This window comes from Dysgonomonas gadei ATCC BAA-286, from assembly GCF_000213555.1.
Taxonomy (GTDB): domain Bacteria; phylum Bacteroidota; class Bacteroidia; order Bacteroidales; family Dysgonomonadaceae; genus Dysgonomonas; species Dysgonomonas gadei.
In genome coordinates, this window is the sequence record NZ_GL891979.1 from 772,795 (window position 1) to 790,123 (window position 17,329).

At 38.0% G+C, this 17,329-nt stretch carries 16 protein-coding genes; all 16 read left to right on the top strand.

Annotation, left to right across the window (positions count from 1 at the left end; translation table 11 throughout):
• Positions 1-39 precede the first annotated feature (39 nt).
• Positions 40-831, top strand: coding sequence for a polysaccharide biosynthesis/export family protein (locus HMPREF9455_RS02880; RefSeq protein WP_006798084.1), 792 nt, complete (start codon positions 40-42; stop codon positions 829-831).
• A 40-nt stretch (positions 832-871) separates the two neighbouring features.
• Complete coding sequence (locus HMPREF9455_RS02885; RefSeq protein WP_006798085.1) at positions 872-3,244, top strand: GumC family protein; 2,373 nt, start codon at positions 872-874, stop codon at positions 3,242-3,244.
• Positions 3,245-3,301: 57 nt separating this feature from the next.
• Positions 3,302-4,831, top strand: a complete 1,530-nt coding sequence (locus HMPREF9455_RS02890) for an MATE family efflux transporter (RefSeq protein WP_006798086.1) — start codon at positions 3,302-3,304, stop codon at positions 4,829-4,831.
• Complete coding sequence (locus HMPREF9455_RS02895; RefSeq protein WP_006798087.1) at positions 4,819-5,712, top strand: alpha-1,2-fucosyltransferase; 894 nt, start codon at positions 4,819-4,821, stop codon at positions 5,710-5,712. Before HMPREF9455_RS02890 ends, HMPREF9455_RS02895 begins: the two co-directional genes overlap by 13 nt.
• Before the next feature lie 18 nt (positions 5,713-5,730).
• The gene (locus HMPREF9455_RS20595) at positions 5,731-6,723 is read left to right on the top strand and encodes a glycosyltransferase family 2 protein (protein WP_006798088.1); all 993 of its coding nucleotides are present in this window, start codon (positions 5,731-5,733) and stop codon (positions 6,721-6,723) included.
• Positions 6,724-6,782: 59 nt separating this feature from the next.
• Positions 6,783-7,358 (top strand): serine O-acetyltransferase, encoded by a 576-nt coding sequence (locus HMPREF9455_RS21695; protein WP_006798089.1) that lies wholly within the window; start codon positions 6,783-6,785, stop codon positions 7,356-7,358.
• On the top strand, positions 7,358-8,488 hold the full coding sequence (locus HMPREF9455_RS02910; RefSeq protein ID WP_006798090.1) for a glycosyltransferase family 4 protein: 1,131 nt from the start codon (positions 7,358-7,360) through the stop codon (positions 8,486-8,488). The genes HMPREF9455_RS21695 and HMPREF9455_RS02910 overlap by 1 nt, the downstream gene beginning before the upstream one ends.
• A complete protein-coding gene (locus HMPREF9455_RS02915) occupies positions 8,485-9,705 on the top strand; it encodes a glycosyltransferase family 4 protein (RefSeq protein WP_006798091.1) in 1,221 nt (406 codons plus the stop codon). Before HMPREF9455_RS02910 ends, HMPREF9455_RS02915 begins: the two co-directional genes overlap by 4 nt.
• Entirely contained in the window at positions 9,702-10,853 is a 1,152-nt protein-coding gene (locus HMPREF9455_RS02920) for an O-antigen ligase family protein (RefSeq protein ID WP_006798092.1), read from the top strand. Before HMPREF9455_RS02915 ends, HMPREF9455_RS02920 begins: the two co-directional genes overlap by 4 nt.
• Positions 10,831-11,679 (top strand): alpha-1,2-fucosyltransferase, encoded by an 849-nt coding sequence (locus HMPREF9455_RS02925; protein ID WP_006798093.1) that lies wholly within the window; start codon positions 10,831-10,833, stop codon positions 11,677-11,679. The genes HMPREF9455_RS02920 and HMPREF9455_RS02925 overlap by 23 nt, the downstream gene beginning before the upstream one ends.
• Positions 11,669-12,712 (top strand): glycosyltransferase, encoded by a 1,044-nt coding sequence (locus tag HMPREF9455_RS02930; RefSeq protein WP_006798094.1) that lies wholly within the window; start codon positions 11,669-11,671, stop codon positions 12,710-12,712. Before HMPREF9455_RS02925 ends, HMPREF9455_RS02930 begins: the two co-directional genes overlap by 11 nt.
• Positions 12,709-13,845: a glycosyltransferase gene (locus HMPREF9455_RS02935; RefSeq protein WP_006798095.1), complete on the top strand. Its 1,137-nt coding sequence runs from the start codon at positions 12,709-12,711 to the stop codon at positions 13,843-13,845. Before HMPREF9455_RS02930 ends, HMPREF9455_RS02935 begins: the two co-directional genes overlap by 4 nt.
• Positions 13,838-14,902: an acyltransferase family protein gene (locus tag HMPREF9455_RS02940; RefSeq protein WP_157256589.1), complete on the top strand. Its 1,065-nt coding sequence runs from the start codon at positions 13,838-13,840 to the stop codon at positions 14,900-14,902. Before HMPREF9455_RS02935 ends, HMPREF9455_RS02940 begins: the two co-directional genes overlap by 8 nt.
• Positions 14,899-15,453: an LbetaH domain-containing protein gene (locus HMPREF9455_RS02945; RefSeq protein ID WP_006798097.1), complete on the top strand. Its 555-nt coding sequence runs from the start codon at positions 14,899-14,901 to the stop codon at positions 15,451-15,453. The genes HMPREF9455_RS02940 and HMPREF9455_RS02945 overlap by 4 nt, the downstream gene beginning before the upstream one ends.
• Positions 15,446-16,357: a glycosyltransferase family 2 protein gene (locus HMPREF9455_RS02950; RefSeq protein ID WP_006798098.1), complete on the top strand. Its 912-nt coding sequence runs from the start codon at positions 15,446-15,448 to the stop codon at positions 16,355-16,357. The genes HMPREF9455_RS02945 and HMPREF9455_RS02950 overlap by 8 nt, the downstream gene beginning before the upstream one ends.
• Positions 16,358-16,433: 76 nt before the next feature.
• Entirely contained in the window at positions 16,434-17,210 is a 777-nt protein-coding gene (locus HMPREF9455_RS02955; RefSeq protein WP_006798099.1) for a glycosyltransferase family 2 protein, read from the top strand.
• Positions 17,211-17,329 lie beyond the last annotated feature (119 nt).

Here is a 17,329-nt window from a genome sequence, read left to right on the forward strand (position 1 = left end):
ATTAAATAGTAACCGGACATTTATTAAGTATAGAATTTTATGAGATCTTTATTTAGATTTTTACCTATTTGTATTTTATTCCTTTCATCGTGTAACTCGTCAAAAAATGTTACATATTTTCAGGATATTCCTTTAGAACAAAACATTTCAACTGTTAAATCTTCTGATATAAAAGTCATGCCCAAAGATTTGATTTCGATAGTAGTATCAAGTAAGAACCCGGAACTCGCCGCTCTGTTCAATTTGCCAAAAGTTTCCTATCAGGCGGGAAGCGCAACCTCAAATGAAAGTACGGCCAATCAGATTCTGGGTTATACAGTCGACTCGGGTGGTAACATAGATTTCCCTGTATTGGGGAGTATTCATGTGGCAGGATTAAGCAGGGAACAACTGGCATCTGTGATAAAAGAAAGGCTCGTGAATGGAAATCTGGTAAATGACGCGGTTGTAACAGTCGATTTCCTGAACCTGAAAATATCCGTGTTAGGTGAAGTGAAAAATCCCGGTAAATATAGTATAGACAGGGATCAAATCACTCTGCTCGAAGCCATAAGTATGGCCGGCGATCTGACTATCTATGGTAAACGGAATGGTATCATGGTTATCAGGGAGGCGGATGGAAACCGTATTACATATAAAATGGACTTACGCTCGTCCGAAACATTTTCATCTCCGGCATATTATCTCCGGCAGAATGATGTAATATATGTAGAGCCCAATAACACCCGCGCAGGGCAATCCACAATAAACGAAAATAATGTGAAATCCGTTTCCCTGTGGATGTCAATAGCATCTTTTGCTACCACTTTAGCCGTTTTGATATTTAAATAATATAAAGAACAGATTACCTGTCATAATAAGCTTTTTGAAGATGAAAAAAAATACAGAAGAAGATTTTATACGGATACAGGACTTATGGAAAATGTCGGTGGAAAAATGGCATTGGTTTGTTATTTCTTTGGGGATATGTCTGATTTCCGCATCCTTATATATTGCAATTACCCCTCCGGTATACACACGCATGGCAGCGGTGTTAATTAAAGATAATTCGGCCAAAGGGGGAATGCTGTCCGATAATATAAATACATTTTCTGATATGGGATTATTCAAATCCAATACGAATATCAATAATGAGATATTGACTTTCAAATCCCCTCTATTGATGCGGGAAGTCGTGCAGCGTATGAAACTGGATGAGGACTATAGCATAAAAGGATTTTTCAGAAACAGGTCTTTATATAAAAACTCCCCGGTAATAGTTTCTACCGGCCCGGTAAATGTAAACGAATCCTTTTCTTTCCAAATCGAATTACTCTCTCAGAATAAGATAAGGTTATCCGATCTTATCCTTAATGGTGAAGAACTGGATTTTACGGACAAAGAAATTAACTTATCGGAACCGGTAAATACCCCTTTGGGCAATATTACGATACACCCTACCGCCTTTTATTCCAAAGGATATTATGATCAGAAGATATTATTTACAAAATTCAATCTCCGAGGCATCGTAAATAATTATACAAATGCATTGAATGTAGGATTGAGCAATGAGAATGCCACCATCATAAATATTTCCTTAAACGATGTTTCTGCACAACGGGCCGAAGACGTTCTGGATACCCTGATTACAGTATATAATAAAAATTGGATTCAGGATAGAACTCAGATCGCAGTCAATACATCATCTTTCATCGAAGAACGCTTAAATGTTATCGAAAAAGAATTGGGTGGGGTAGAAGACAGTATCTCGAGATTTAAAAGCCAAAACCTTATACCGGATATTCAGGCGGCATCCAATTTGTATATGGTAAAGTCTAATGAAAACGACACGAAAATACAGGCGCTTAATACCCAATACACTATAGCTAAGTATATTCTTTCCCACTTGAAAAATCCACGGACAAAAGATATATTATTACCGGCAAACTTGGGGATCGAGGGTGCAAATATAGAAGGGCAAATAAATGAATATAATACTCTGTTACTCAAACGAAATACTTTACAGGCAAACAGTAGTGACAATAACCCGTTAGTGCTGGACATGAAACAATCACTTCTTTTTATGCGTGAAGCCATTATATCGTCTGTTGATAATCTGCTCGTTACTTTAGACACACAAATAAAACACACGCAAAAGTCTGAAACAAAAATCAATGAGCGCATAGCTTCCAGCCCCGAACAGGCAAAGTATCTTCTTTCGGTAGAAAGGCAACAGGCTGTAAAAGAAGCATTATACCTTTTTTTATTACAAAAACAGGAAGAAAATCAGCTGTCACAGGCTTTTGCTGTTTACAACACAAAAATAATAACACCACCATCCGGTAATATGTCTCCGGCAACTCCCCGGAAAACATCGATATTACTGGTGGCTGTTGCGATCGGATTCCTGCTACCGATTATCATTATAATCATCATGGAAAATATGACCATAACCCTCAGGGGGCGAAATGATTTATCCTCACTGTCCTTGCCATTTGTAGGTGAAATTCCTCAGATAATGAATGGGAAAAAGGCATTATTATTAAAAAGTAAATCGACGAAGGACAGAGATGACATAATTGTACGGGAAGGGAAAAAAGATTACATGAATGAAGCATTCAGGGTTATACGGACTAATCTAGACTTTATATTGAGTACAAACGGAGAGAAGCATCAAAAGGTGATCATGTTCACATCTTTCAATATTGGTTCAGGAAAAACGTTTACAACAATAAATCTGGCTATAAGTATGGCCATAAAAGGGAAAAAAGTGGTTGTTATAGACCTCGACATGAGAAAAGCATCTTTAAGTTCTTATATAGATTCTCCTTCGGCCGGAATATCTAACTATCTGGGAAAAATGATAGACAATACGGATCAAATAATACGGAAAGGTGCAATCCATCCCAACCTGGATATTATTCCGGCTGGGACGATTCCGCCTAATCCGGCAGAACTTTTGTTAGATGACAGATTACAAGAGTTGCTTGATGAATTAAGGGAAAAATACGATTACATCTTCCTTGACTGTCCCCCCGTCGAAATCGTCACAGACGCTTCTATTGTGGGTAAAGTGACGGATATCACGATATTCGTGGTCAGGGCAGGCTTGTTGGATCGAAGGATATTGCCGGAAATAGAAGAAATCTACCAAAAAGGTCAATATAACAATATGACGGTGCTTCTCAACGGGACACAATACATGCAAGGGCAATACGGATATAACCGATACGGATATACTCACGCAGACAATTATCTTGCTTGATAATAGCGCTATAACTGAATTCTGTAAAATATAGACCTGCCCCAAATAATTCCTTCTATGAGATCTGATACAAGACGAATAGCCAAAAACTCAATTTATCTGTATACACGGATGGCCCTCATGATGGGAGTTTCTCTATATACCAGCCGGGTTGTACTCGAAAACCTTGGAATAGAGGATTTTGGTATATTTAGTGTAGTAGGAGGGTTGGCTGTATTGTTCAGCTTTTTCAATAATGCCCTTAATACTTCCACCCAACGGTTCCTTACAGTTTCTATTGGTAAGAATAATGTAATGGAAACAAAGAGGGTATTTTCGATGAGTATGAATTGTCATATGATCATTTCATTTGTGATTCTAATACTTGCCGAAACTGTGGGACTATGGCTCTTAAATACTCAACTGAATATACCTGAGGCGAAAATGCATGCCGCCAACTGGGTTTATCAGCTGACATTACTTTCATGTCTTTTGGGTATATTAAATGTACCCTATACAGGTTCTATTATCGCTTATGAGAAGATGTCGTATTTTGCATGGTCCAGTGTTATCAGCGCAATGCTCAAGCTCGGTGTGGCATGGCTTATTGCAATAAGCACTTCAGAGCGATTGATTTTTTACACAGCATTACTTGTAGTTGCGACTATCATTAAATTCGTAATAGACCAAATTTACTGTCGTATCCGGTTTTCGGTATGTCGCTATAGTTATCAGTGGGATAGGAATCTATTTAAAGAGATGATATCTTTCACAGGTTGGAACATTCTGAAAATGGGGGCGGTAATGGGTGTCTCGCAGGGAAATAATATTCTTATAAATATTTATGGAGGTACTGTCGCAAGTGCAGCCATGGGTATTGCCAACCAAGTCAATGGAAATGTATACGGATTTATGCAAAATGTACAAACTGCATTCAATCCGCAGATCACAAAAACAATATCATGCAACCAAACAGAGGATTATCAATCATTAATCAGGATGTGTGCAAAAGTCTCTTCCTATCTCCTTTTTTTTCTTGCAGTTCCTCTTGTGCTGGAAATGGATATTATTCTGAAATTATGGTTGAAAGATGTTCCTCTCAATACAGGAATTTTATGTGTATTCTCTATTGCGTCTGTTTACATCGATTCATTAACCGGTCCTCTCTCGGCTGCTGTGATGGCACATGGTTCTGTTCAACGGTATCAGATCGTGACTTCCGTCTTATGGCTAATATCTATCCCAGCAGCCTGGTTGTATTTCCAAATAGGAATGCCCTTCGAGTATATTTTGATATCAAAGATTATCGCTCAAGTCATAATATTAGGTTATTCTCTATATTTTCTTAAAAAAAATATCGTTTTTGACGTATCGTCATTTATCAGAAATGAATGCCTTACGACCTTGGTCGTTTTGATAAGTAGTTTATGGATCAGTTATCTTATAATAAGCAATTTTCATTATTCCGTTTTAGGTAACTTATTATTGTCTGTCATATCATCATGGGCAATTTTAATAATTATAATATTAGCGATTGGACTCACACATAGAGAAAGAATCGCAGTCAAAAACCTGTTGTTAAAAAAAGCAATTGCATGGAAAAAGTAATAAGATTTATATACAGGGGAGGCTTAGGCAATCAATTATTTGAATATGCAGCAATGCTCTATATAAAGAAGAATTTTCCTGAAGTGAAAATCATACCCGATTTTGGAGAATATTACTATGATTGTTTTCATAACGGGATCGGGATTCAGAAAATTTTCCACACAGATTTTGCAGGGGAAATTAATAAGATTGAATATTTCCGGAAGTCTTATAATAAAAAAGAGTCTAAGGTACATCGGATAGCAAGAATTGCTTGGTATAAATTGTCAGGGTATAAGACTTTTTATAATTCAGCTATAATTACCCCCAATAAAATGGCAAAAGTTATTGATAGCAATCAAAAAATGATATTTGCCGGATTTTTTCAGAATGACACATTTGCTTCTGCCATAAAAAAAGATTTACAGAGGGACTTGATACAATATGCCTCCCTGGGTGCGGATAATGACGGACTACTTGCCCGAATAAAAGAACGTTACAGTATCAGTTTACATATTCGCAGGGGGGATTACATCGGTCTTCCCCTTTATGATGTCTTTAATGGTACAGAATATTATCAGCGTGCAATCTCTTATTTTAAAATAAAATATCATAATCCTGTGTTTGTAATATTCTCTGATGATATTCCTTGGGTTAAGGAAAATCTCATTATTGGATGCGATTGTGAATATGTGGATTGGAATAATGGAGAAGATTCCTTCAAAGACTTGATTGTGATGTCCCATTGCGCTCATAATATTATAGCTAACAGTAGCTTTAGCTGGTGGGGTGCATGGCTTAATCAGAATCCCGATAAAATAGTTATATCTCCCAAAAAATGGTTCATAGGAAAACCGAGCGATGAGGTGGTGCCTTGCGACTGGTTGAGGTTTGATAATTAAACAGAATAGTATAATCCTATGATCTCTATTATAGTACCGGTATATAATGTAGAAAAATATATTGTCGAATGTATAGAATCTATACTGGCACAAACATATACAAACTGGGAATTATTTCTCATTAATGACGGCAGCACTGATTCTTCCGGTGATATATGCCAAAGTTATGCCCATAAAGACAGCCGCATTGCATATATCAGGACGGAAAACCGGGGTGCATGTCATGCGAGAAATACAGGATTGGAGAAGGCTAAGGGAGAATACATATTTTTTATGGATTCGGATGATATGCTAATGCCCGATGCATTACAGATATTACTTGACAAATTTGCTGTCGCTCAGGTAGAACTCGTTTGCGGCGAATGTCAAGCTATGTATAAGAATGGAAAAGATTATAACTATAAACGGCCGGTTTTCCCTGATAAAATAACATCAGGCAATCAAATGCTAAAAGATATATTGACCTATAATACATTATGTTCGATATGGGGAAAACTATACAAGAGGGACCTTATCGGATCGATTAGGTTTGAGGAAAACTTAAAATTGGGGCAAGATATCCATTTCCTTACTACTTTATTTAGCGAAAGATCATGCTCTGTTTTGAGATGTCCGGAAAAGATTTACCGTTACCGTATATTGCAAAATTCAATTTCACATTCAAAACAAGCCATTCTCATTGATAAAATTCAGAACTATATCGAAAACATGATACAACTTCGTATTAAATATAACAAATATATTTCTAAAAACTGTGCCGAAGAGTACTCTTATAACGTTTGTCATAATATATTGTATTGTATATACTTAACGGGTCTGGTAAAACGGACTGAACGCTGGCAGCTCGACATGTTAAAATCTGAAGTACTACATATTAAGACTATTAACGATGGGCATACACGTGATATAAAGTCGTTACTGAGATCAGACAAACCCGGTATTTCATGGACATTGACGTTTCGCCACCTTACTGGTTATGTTAAAAATGTAGTGCGTAAGTATATGAAGTAATTTAATATTCGGTGTAGAATTTGCCCCGATTCAATAAACATCAATCCCTGTATTTATTAATGAAACTATTATTTTTGAACAGTATATTCAAAGCCATCTTATATTCTCCTATAATCTTTACATACTGCTGGAAACGAAAAAATCATTTTATAGAAAAAGATTTAGATGCAGCAGAGAAATTATGTAAATGGCATCGGCGTGATTCGCGATTTTTATCTTATCTGAATTTTATATGTTTTTTGCCGGAATACAGGGCAGTCTATCTATACAGGTTAGGTAGAATGGGAAATATTCTATCAATCATTTATTCTAATAAATTATTGTTATTTATACATACGTCAAATATTGGCGGAGGGCTGTTTATACAGCATGGACATTCTACAAGGATAGAAGCCGAATCAATAGGAGAAAATTGTCAGATATGGCATAATGTTACAATAGGAAAGAAGTTTTCGGGTGGCATGCGCCCCCGCATTGGAAATAATGTGAAAATATGTACAGGGGCGTGTGTATTAGGAGATATTCATATTAGAGATAATGTTACTGTGGGAGCAAATGCGGTTGTACTCTCTCATATACCGGATAACTGCATTGCAGTGGGTATTCCTGCCAGAATTATAAATAACAAAGAATAATGCGCGTTCTTTTTATCTCTCATTATCCGGGGCTTGGCGGCGCTAATCATTCGATGATCCATTTAATAGAACATCTGAGAGTATATGACGTCGTACCCTTAGTCTTTATACCTGCTCATGGGCCGGTAGAATTAGAACTTCAAAAAAGAGGAATAGCATATGAAATACACCGGTATGCCTCATTACGTACTGTGGACAAAGGCATCGTATACAATGCATTAGAAGCCGTTTTGAGAGTGGGTGTCAACATCGGGCAGTCTATCAGATTATCCATCAAACTGCGAAACAAAATAGATCTGATCCATTCAAATTCCAGTTTAGTATTCTTAGGTTGGTTTTTAAAAAAAATAATGAGAAAGCCATTAATTTGGCATCTACGGGAATTTGGGCGTGGCGACTACGACCTATGTTTTCCATTGGGAAGAAAAATCTCTGCTAAATGTTATGAAGACGCTGATGTCATGGTCGCAATTTCTCAATCGGTTGCAGGCTATTATATGCAGTCAATATGTCCCGGAGCCAATATGAGGACGATATATAATGGTATAGATGAGAGTAGTATTCTACCCCGTTTTATCCGGAAGGAAGATAAGGTAGCAATATGTATGGCTGGAGGCATAAGCGAACAGAAAAATCAGATAGAACTAATCCGTGCTGTCCGGTTAATAAAAAGTAATAATTTCAGAATTGACATAATTGGAGATGGTGATAAAAAATATATCGACGAACTGAGATCAATTATCAAAGAATACGGATTAGATAACACTATAAAATTTATAGGCCCAAAGGATAATATCGGTGCTATTCTCAAAAATTACAGTATTGGCATTATTACATCGAAAAATGAAGCATTTGGCCGGGTAATTATCGAATATATGCTGGCAAAACTTGCTGTGATAGCGCCTAATGCCGGAGCATGTACAGAATTGGTGTGTAACGGACAAACCGGATTTGTGTACGAGCTTGGCAACACATCAGACTTGGCGAACAAACTCCAATTACTCATTCAAAATGGCGCTGAACGTAACCGTGTAGCTTTATCGGGCTATGATATGGCTATTAATCACTATACGGCCCGGATAAATGCGCAAAAAGTTTATATGCTGTATAAAGAAGTTATGAAAGTATGATTTATTTGGTAATAACGCCGTTTTTCCCACTTCCCGGTCACTATTGGGGCGGTTATGTATATGATCAGGTGAAAGCTATTATCAATACCAACAAGTATGAGCGTGTAATAGTACTGCGTAGTCTGAACCTGAACAAAACATTCAATTACCAATTTGAAGGGATAGATGTTATTGGTTTGCCAATGTTTCAAATGCCTTCTATGGTGATGAACGGCTTACAAGGTTTATGGAACGTTCGGATGCTGAAACAAACCCTGGAAAAACACTCAATTAATATATCCGATATTGCTGTTGCCCATATCCATACAGCAGGTTTTGCATATTATGCAACATCTTTGAAGCAGTGGAACAGGCAAATCATTACGCTGCTCCAGCATCACGACCTGGATCCGATAGGAATAAATAGTGGTAAATTATCGGATAAGAAATGGAATATCCGGATAAAAGCACGAATTGCTTACCATCATTTTAAAGATGTTGATTGTCATGTATGTATTAGTGAGTCGTGTGAAACGAATCTTCGCATGTTTCCTAAGATAAGAAAAGAAGAGAAATACGCTCCATACATCAATAAACTTCTTAAAATGCAGGGATTAACACATCCTCTGGTTAATAATGTTTATGTATTGTATAACGGGGTCGATTGCAGTAAGTTCTTCCCTATGGCAGCAGACAGAGCGACTGAAGATTTTGTTATTGGCTGCATCGGCCGCTTTAATGATCTTAAAAATCAGATGACACTAATAAAAGCGGTTGAGTATCTTTATTGTAATGGAGAACGGGATATTCGATTGAAACTTATTGGAACCGGACCGCTAAGAAATAATTGTGAACAATATATAAAGGATAAAAATCTACAGGAAATAATCAATTTCGAACCGGAATGTGCACATAATCAATTGTTCCGTTTCTATAACTCCATAGATTTATTTTGCCTGCCCTCTTATTTTGAAGGCTTCGGCTGCATTTTCACTGAAGCCTATGCCTGTGGAAAGGCATTTATGACTTGCAGACATCAGGGAACGGAAGCCTTATTAGATGAGGAGACGAAAAAGCATTTTATGCTTAGCTACCCCACCGATTACATAGCATTGGCAAATCTTATTAGTGATTATAAGGAAAAGCGCTATCCGTTTGTATTAACAAAACCCCACGATATAAACAGACTCATGGATACTTTCTGTAAATGGTTGGAAAATTATAAACAAACGCTATGAGTGCAATCGGTAAATACGCTTTATTATTACTTTTGATAGGAAATCTGGCCAGTCAATATGTCCCTTTCAATCCCATAGCCGGCATAATTTTTTATGGTACTCTTGTATTAGGTGCTATGTATTGTATATATAACTGTAAAGGACTTTTTATAAAAGATAATATTAAAGCTGCTTCTTTTATTTTTGTCTTTGTCGCTATGTACCTTTTATACCAATTCACTTTCGGACTATTTTACATTGAAAAAATAAGCCTGATGTATCTTGCTGCTAAGATAACGGTTCTACTCATTATCTTTTGGGGTATTACGCTCTATTATGAGTTCTATTATCATAAGATAATACCTTATTTATCTATTACAATAGCTATTCTTATAGTCTATGGACTTTTTTTCCATAATTATATTATTCATGGCCGTTTCACTCTGGGCTTTGGTAACCCAAACAGTACGAGTGCCATAGCAGCCATTGGGTTTGCAGCTTTTTTATTAATAAAAATGCCAAGTAAATACATAAGCATTGCAGGTGTAATAATATGCCTGTTTGGAGTTCTCGCCGGTGGAAGCCGTGCTTCTATAATGGTGTGTATGATTGCTTTATTTTTCAAGTATAGATTTTCGGTAAAAACAGTTGTTTTGATTATCGGATGCCTGTTTGTCGCTCTTTATATAATCCCTATGACGGGATACAAAGTAATCGGACTGGATAGAATCATGGATGTTTTTGCAAACGGAAACTTTGTCGGGTCACGTCAGGATGTGCGGAGAGCCACAATGATGATGATTAACGAGCACCCGGTTATAGGCTGGGGCTTAAGAACGGGTATTCAGGGAGAGGCTGCTAAACTTACCACAATGGGGGCGCATAATGGCTATTTGGATACGATAAAAGCTATAGGATATCCATATGCGGCTATTTTATTTGGAGCATGCATATACATCTTTTATCGTATGCGGTTATTGTTCAAAGAAAAATCACCATACGTGAAGTTTCATCTGTTTGTAATAATATCCGTTTTGTTGGCTGCCATGTATGAGTCATATATAATAGGTGTAAATCAGATCATTACAAATCTGCTGTTCGTGTCAGTCGCTGTTTTGGAATATCGTTGTTATTATAATATTCAAGATGAAGACACAGAAGAACATTAATTTGTATGATTATCCTCGACTTTCAGATAAAGATTTCGGCTGGATAAGGCTTTTCGGGCCGGGGCTGGCTAATTGTATGTTTGTTGCGGCCCGCGCATATATCAATTCCCAAATATACGGGACAACGTTTATTGCACCCACCTGGTGTAAAATAAGTATTGGGCCATGGCTTCGCAACGAAAAAGACAAACGGATATATAACCGTTTGTTTGAGAATATAGGTATTTCCGGAACTAAAAAGTTGGTATTGATAATAAAAAGCCGCTTGTTCAAAACTTCCAATATAAGAATTGTTTCGGGGCTGGCTGATTATTTCGTTGATTTGAACGGGCACTATCCGCTGGTTAAAGATTATTTTGAAAAAATAGTAAGAGAAGAAACTATCTCTAATGTATCGGAAACTGAACTGTCCAACACAATAGCGGTTCATGTCCGTTTAGGCGATTACAGTTCTGAATACCGAATTGATATAGGTTGGTATAAAGGAATAATTGAAAATATTCTGAATGAAAATGAAAACCAGCGATTCCTTGTGTTTTCGGATGGAACAGACAACGAACTGGCGCCCCTTCTAACGATATCTAATGTGAAGCGGGTATTCTTCGGAAATGCTTTCGCCGATATGTATGCCATCAGTAAATGCAAGTTTACAATAGCATCAGATTCTACCTTCTCGGCATGGGGTGCCTTTCTGGGGCAAAAACCGATTATTTTCAGCCGAAGGCATTTCCCTCCGGTATACCGGGGCGATATTCCCGAGTCGGTTTTAGGACAATCCACTGAAATCCCCAATAAGTTTAAAATTTTGCTGAATTATGAAACGTAAATATGACTTTGTGTACCTAACGAATACACCTTCGTTTTACAAACTTAATCTTTGCAACGAAATAGCCGGAAGTCACACTCTGCTGTTAGTGCTTTATGGTTACGATACGGAAGCTGTGAACGCAGAACTTAATGATAAAAGCGACAGGAAGTTCGACTTCGAATTTATATACAATGGAAATGCCCGGCGGCGTAATATGGTTCTGTCATTCTTCCGTCTCTTGAAGTTGATGAAATCGATTGATGCAAAAAAAATATTGTTTTCCGGTTGGTTAGCACCCGAATATAATTTATATAGTTTCATATCGCCGAGACGAAAGAATGTTATGGTCTGTGAATCCTCCGTTTTCGATGTGTCATTTGCCGGACTTGCCGGATGGGCAAAGCGTAGAATTATTAACCGTATGAATGCCACATTACCATCGGGACAACCTCATGCCGAACTATTCAAGTCCGTTGGATTCAATGGAACACAACATATTACCGGAAGTGTAGGCATATTCCATAAACCCGGAAAGAAGACGAAACTATATCACAATACATTACGATATATTTACGTAGGACGATTGATAGATGCAAAAAATATAGATTTACTTATAGATGTCTTCAACCGGAACGGGAAGTTTTTAACCATCGTAGGACAAGGTATATTAGAGAAAGAGCTGAAAGCTAAAGCAAAAGGCAATATTACATTTTCCGGCTTTATCAACAACCATAAACTAGGCGGGGTATATCAAACTCACGATGTATTTATTCTTCCATCCAAATACGAGCCGTGGGGATTGGTCGTCGAAGAAGCGATCTATTGGGGATTGCCTGTCATTGTCAGCGATAAAGTTGGCAGTTCGGTCGATCTGGTGAAAAATTTGGGAACCGGTTGTATTTTCCAGTCGGGAAATAGTGATGGATTGATAGATGCTATAGCTGATATGGAAATTAATTATCAAAAATACAAACATTCGACTGATAGTGTATGTTTTGCAGAGCGTGACAGGTTGCAGGTTCTCACTTATTTAAAACTTCTTGAAGAATGAAAGTTCTGCAAACAATTGCGGGGTTCAGTGCGAAATCGGGTGGAATCTCAACGAGTGTTTATGACCTTATCTCAGCCATTCAATACCAGGCCGGAGATGTCGACCTCCTCACTCCGCAAGTCACCGCTTCTATGGACCTGCTAATGGGTAACGAGCCATGGATAAAAGTGCTGCCATATGATTATATATCGCCTTATGGCTTTTCGCATAATCTTACACGATTCCTGCACCAGAGCAAATACGATATTTACCATACTAACGGACTTTGGATGCACATCAACCACACCACGTGTAGTACCGCCAGAAAGAAAGGGAAACCGTATATTATCACACCTCATGGCATGCTCTATCCACAGGCTTTAGCACGGTCGGCGTGGAAAAAGAGACTGCTGTTAAACCTTGGATTCAGAAAAGATATTGCAGAAGCTACGGTTATTCAGGCAACATGTATGGATGAATTTCTTTATTATCGTGATTTGGGATTTACCAATCCGGTAGCCATAATTCCTAATCCGGTACCTCACCTGACTTGTTTGTCCAAAATAGAAACTGTACGGGACAAACGAAGAATTGGTTATCTTGGCCGTTTGCATCCCCGAAAAAGAGTGAAGGAACTGATAGAGGCCTGGATATTACTTGGCTACAACGTCAACGATGCGGAGTTAATAATAATGGGGGTAGGAGAGGAGTCTTATGAGCGGGAGTTACACAATCTGGTTCGAAAAAAGGGGCTTAAGAATGTGATTTTTACAGGATTTATTCAAGGGGAGACGAAGTTTGAAAAATTAGCGTCTCTTACTGCTCTATGTGTTCCAAGCGACTTTGAGAATTTTGGGATGATTATACCTGAGGCTCTCTCTGCCGGGACACCAGTTATTACAAGCAAAGGTACTCCATGGCAGATTCTTAATGAACGAAAATGTGGTTGGTGGATAAACAATGATATAACTACGCTTTCCTCTACAATTCAACTGGCATTCTCTAAAACCGATATGGAAATAGCTGAAATGGGGCAATATGGCAAAATACTTGTTGAAGAAAATTTCAGTGATGAAAGAGTGGCCAAAAAAATGCTCCGCCTTTACGACTATATATCTGATGGAGGGGAAAAGCCTGAATTTATATATGAATAATAAAATATCACCCTATCTGAGTCAGAAACTCCGTATATTGTCTTTGGTGGCAATACTTATGGTAATATATGTACACATGTATTATACCGAAGGGGCAGCCTATGACATTCTTCGTTTCTTCGAAACCTTTATCGGAGATGGCCTGTGCCTTGTTGCAGTCCCTTTGTTCTATGCGATTTCCGGCTATTTGTTTTTTGTGAAAATACCTGACGGTATCCGGTCAATTTTCCCGAAAATGCGTAAGCGTGTACGGACATTGCTTACACCTTACTTTTTAGCCAATACGCTGACACTTCTTTTCTATATCACGCTGAATTTCATTGCACTGAAAATTCCGGCAATTGATTCTGTTTTGAACTTCAGAGTATTGGATACTATCAATAAAGGATTAATTGAAACACTGACCCTCACATATATCAGTCCGCCTATTGCATTTCAGTTATGGTTCGTCCGTAATTTAATGGTAATAATATTATTTTCACCTTTTATCTACCTGTGGCTGCATTATACAGTAAAGGCAAAAACTAAGTACGGTCTCACCTCTTACATTATTATATGGATATTTTTATTTTTGTTTGGTGCCGGAAATGGTTATGCCGTAGCTTTGATGTGGTTTTCATTAGGTGGATTCATGGCCTTATCCACAATAGAATTTCATTGGACAATAAGAAAACCGGATGTTGTTTTCTTATCTGTTTATCTTTGTCTATCGGTGTTTCATGCCTTAAATCTGTTCTCCCCGATAATAACTCCGTGGATTCCTCTTTTTGGTATTCCGGCTATTTGGTTTATCTATGACCGGCTGACGCGTGGAAAATTGATAAAGAACCTGATTCCGGGTGAACTGTGTAATTATACATTCTTTGTCTACCTGATCCACGAGCCATTTCTCAATGTATTCAAGAAGCTACCACTACTGATTTCCAAAAACGAATATTGGATGACAGCCTGCTATCTGCTGATCCCGATAATATTCGTTATTGTGGCCTGCATAATCGGGCATTATTTTAAGAAATATATTCCAAAATTCTATACTATTTATACAGGTGGAAGATGAATGAAATTGACTTATCCAAATATGTAAACCCATTTGGGGCGAAGCATCAGGCTATACGTTTTATCTGGTCAATTGTTTGGGCACTTTTTGCCAGTTGGCTACCACGTAGCCTTGGTAGCAAATGGAAGCGTTTTTTGCTCCGGATTTTTGGAGCGAAGATAGATGCGACCGCCGTGATTTATTCATCTGCAAGGATATACTATCCGGCAAATTTGATAATGGAACATTATTCTTGTCTGGCTTCGGAGGTAAATTGCTACAATGTCGCCCTTGTTAAAATCGGAGCAAACTCAACAATATCGCAAGGAGCTTATCTCTGTACGGCAAGCCATGATATAAATAATCCGCTCCACCCATTGGTTACAGCTCCTATCGTCATAGAAGATCAGGCATGGGTTGCTTCCGGCGCTTTTGTCGGCATGGGAGTTACGATTAGGCAGGGCGCAGTAGTGGGTGCCTGTGCCGCCGTATTCAGGGATGTAGAACCATGGACTGTAGTCGGTGGTAATCCTGCTAAGTTCATAAAAAGAAGAGTTATACAAGATGCTTGACCTGACAGTTATTATTCTTACCAAAGACGAACAATTACACATCAAACGGTGCTTGGAGTGTGTAAATCAATTAGCCCGAAAGATATATGTAGTAGACTGTTTTTCCACAGATAGAACGCAAGAAATAGCCCGTTCGCTTGGAGCTGAAGTAGTAGAAAAGCAATGGCCGGGTAATCAGGCTGCCCAATTTAACTGGGCATTGGAACATCTTTATATTGACACAGAGTGGGTTCTACGGTTAGATGCCGACGAATATCTTTTACCTGGACTAATTGAAGAACTGCAAAATAAAATTCCTTTTTTAACACAGGATGTTACCGGTATTGTGTTCAATCGCCGGCATATTTTCATGGGGCGATGGATGAAAAGAGGTATTTATCCGGTAAAAATGCTCAGAATGTTTCGCAAAGGGAAGGCGGTATGTGAGCAGCGACTGATGGATGAACACCTCAGGATTACAGAAGGACGAACGGAGGAATACGAGAATGATTTCTGCGATCATAACCTCAATGATATATCGTGGTTTTGCCGCAAGCATGTAAATTATGCAATACGTGAGGCTGCCGAAATGCTCGATCTGGAATATAATTTGTCTGATTTTTCCAGTGAAGGCACAACAAATGGACTTAGTGAGCAAACCTTGGAAAAACGACAAAAAAAACTCAAATATGCTAGTCAACCCCTTTTTTTGCGATCCTTCGCTTACTTTTTGTACCGTTATATTATCAGGGGAGCATGGCGAGAGGGCAAGGAGGGATTTATCTTCACTTTTATTCAGGGATGGTGGTACCGGACATTAGTTGATGCCAATATATATGAAATAAAGAAGGAATGTGGAATGGACAAAGAGAAAATTTACAATTTATTGGAGGATAAATATCATATTTTCATAAGAAAGCGCTGAATATTATAGAATTCCATATAGTAAAGGTCCATCTACATCTTATATTTACTATTGATCTTATAGGTATAAACTAAATATGTTAATATCAGTCATAACAGCCACTTACAATAGTGAAACAACAATAAGGGATACTATTGAAAGTGTCTTGTCTCAGACTTACCGGAATATTCAATACATTATTGTTGACGGGGCATCAAAGGACAACACAATGGGTATTGTCAAAGAATATGAACCCCGATTTGGTGGCAGAATGCAGTGGATTAGTGAATCCGATAATGGCATATATGACGCGATGAACAAAGGCATAGCAATGGCTACGGGCGATGTAGTAGGCATCCTTAATAGTGATGATTTCTACACCTCTGACGGGGTTCTGGAAATTCTTGTCAGAGAGCTCGGATTATCGGGTGCGGATGCAGTGTATGGAGATATTCATTATGTGAAGCATAATAATGTGAATAAATGCGTGCGCTACTATTCATCTGCAAGTTTCCGGAGATGGAAGATGCGAATGGGATGGATGCCAGCTCACCCTTCATTCTATTGTAGAAAATCGGTGTATGACAGACATGGTACTTTTGACTGTGCTTTTAAAATCGGCGCAGATTTTGAAAATCTCCTGCGATTGATCTTTGTGAATAGGATTCAGATAAAATATGTACCGTTAGATTGTGTGACAATGCGTACCGGAGGAGCCTCCACATTAGGTATATCAAGCCATATGCAGATATTGAGGGATCATATGCTGGCATACAAAAAGAATGGAATCTATTCAAATCACATATTGGAAAGTTCACGTTACATAGAGAAAGTTTTACAAATATCATTTAATAAACTGAAAAGAGATTTTTGAATACTTCTGTATTATTAAAGACTACCAGACAGTACATTTTTCACAGAAATTATGCGGGACTGCCCATACTTGCATCTTTATACATTCCCTCTCCCTGACAATTTTTTCCACAATTCACA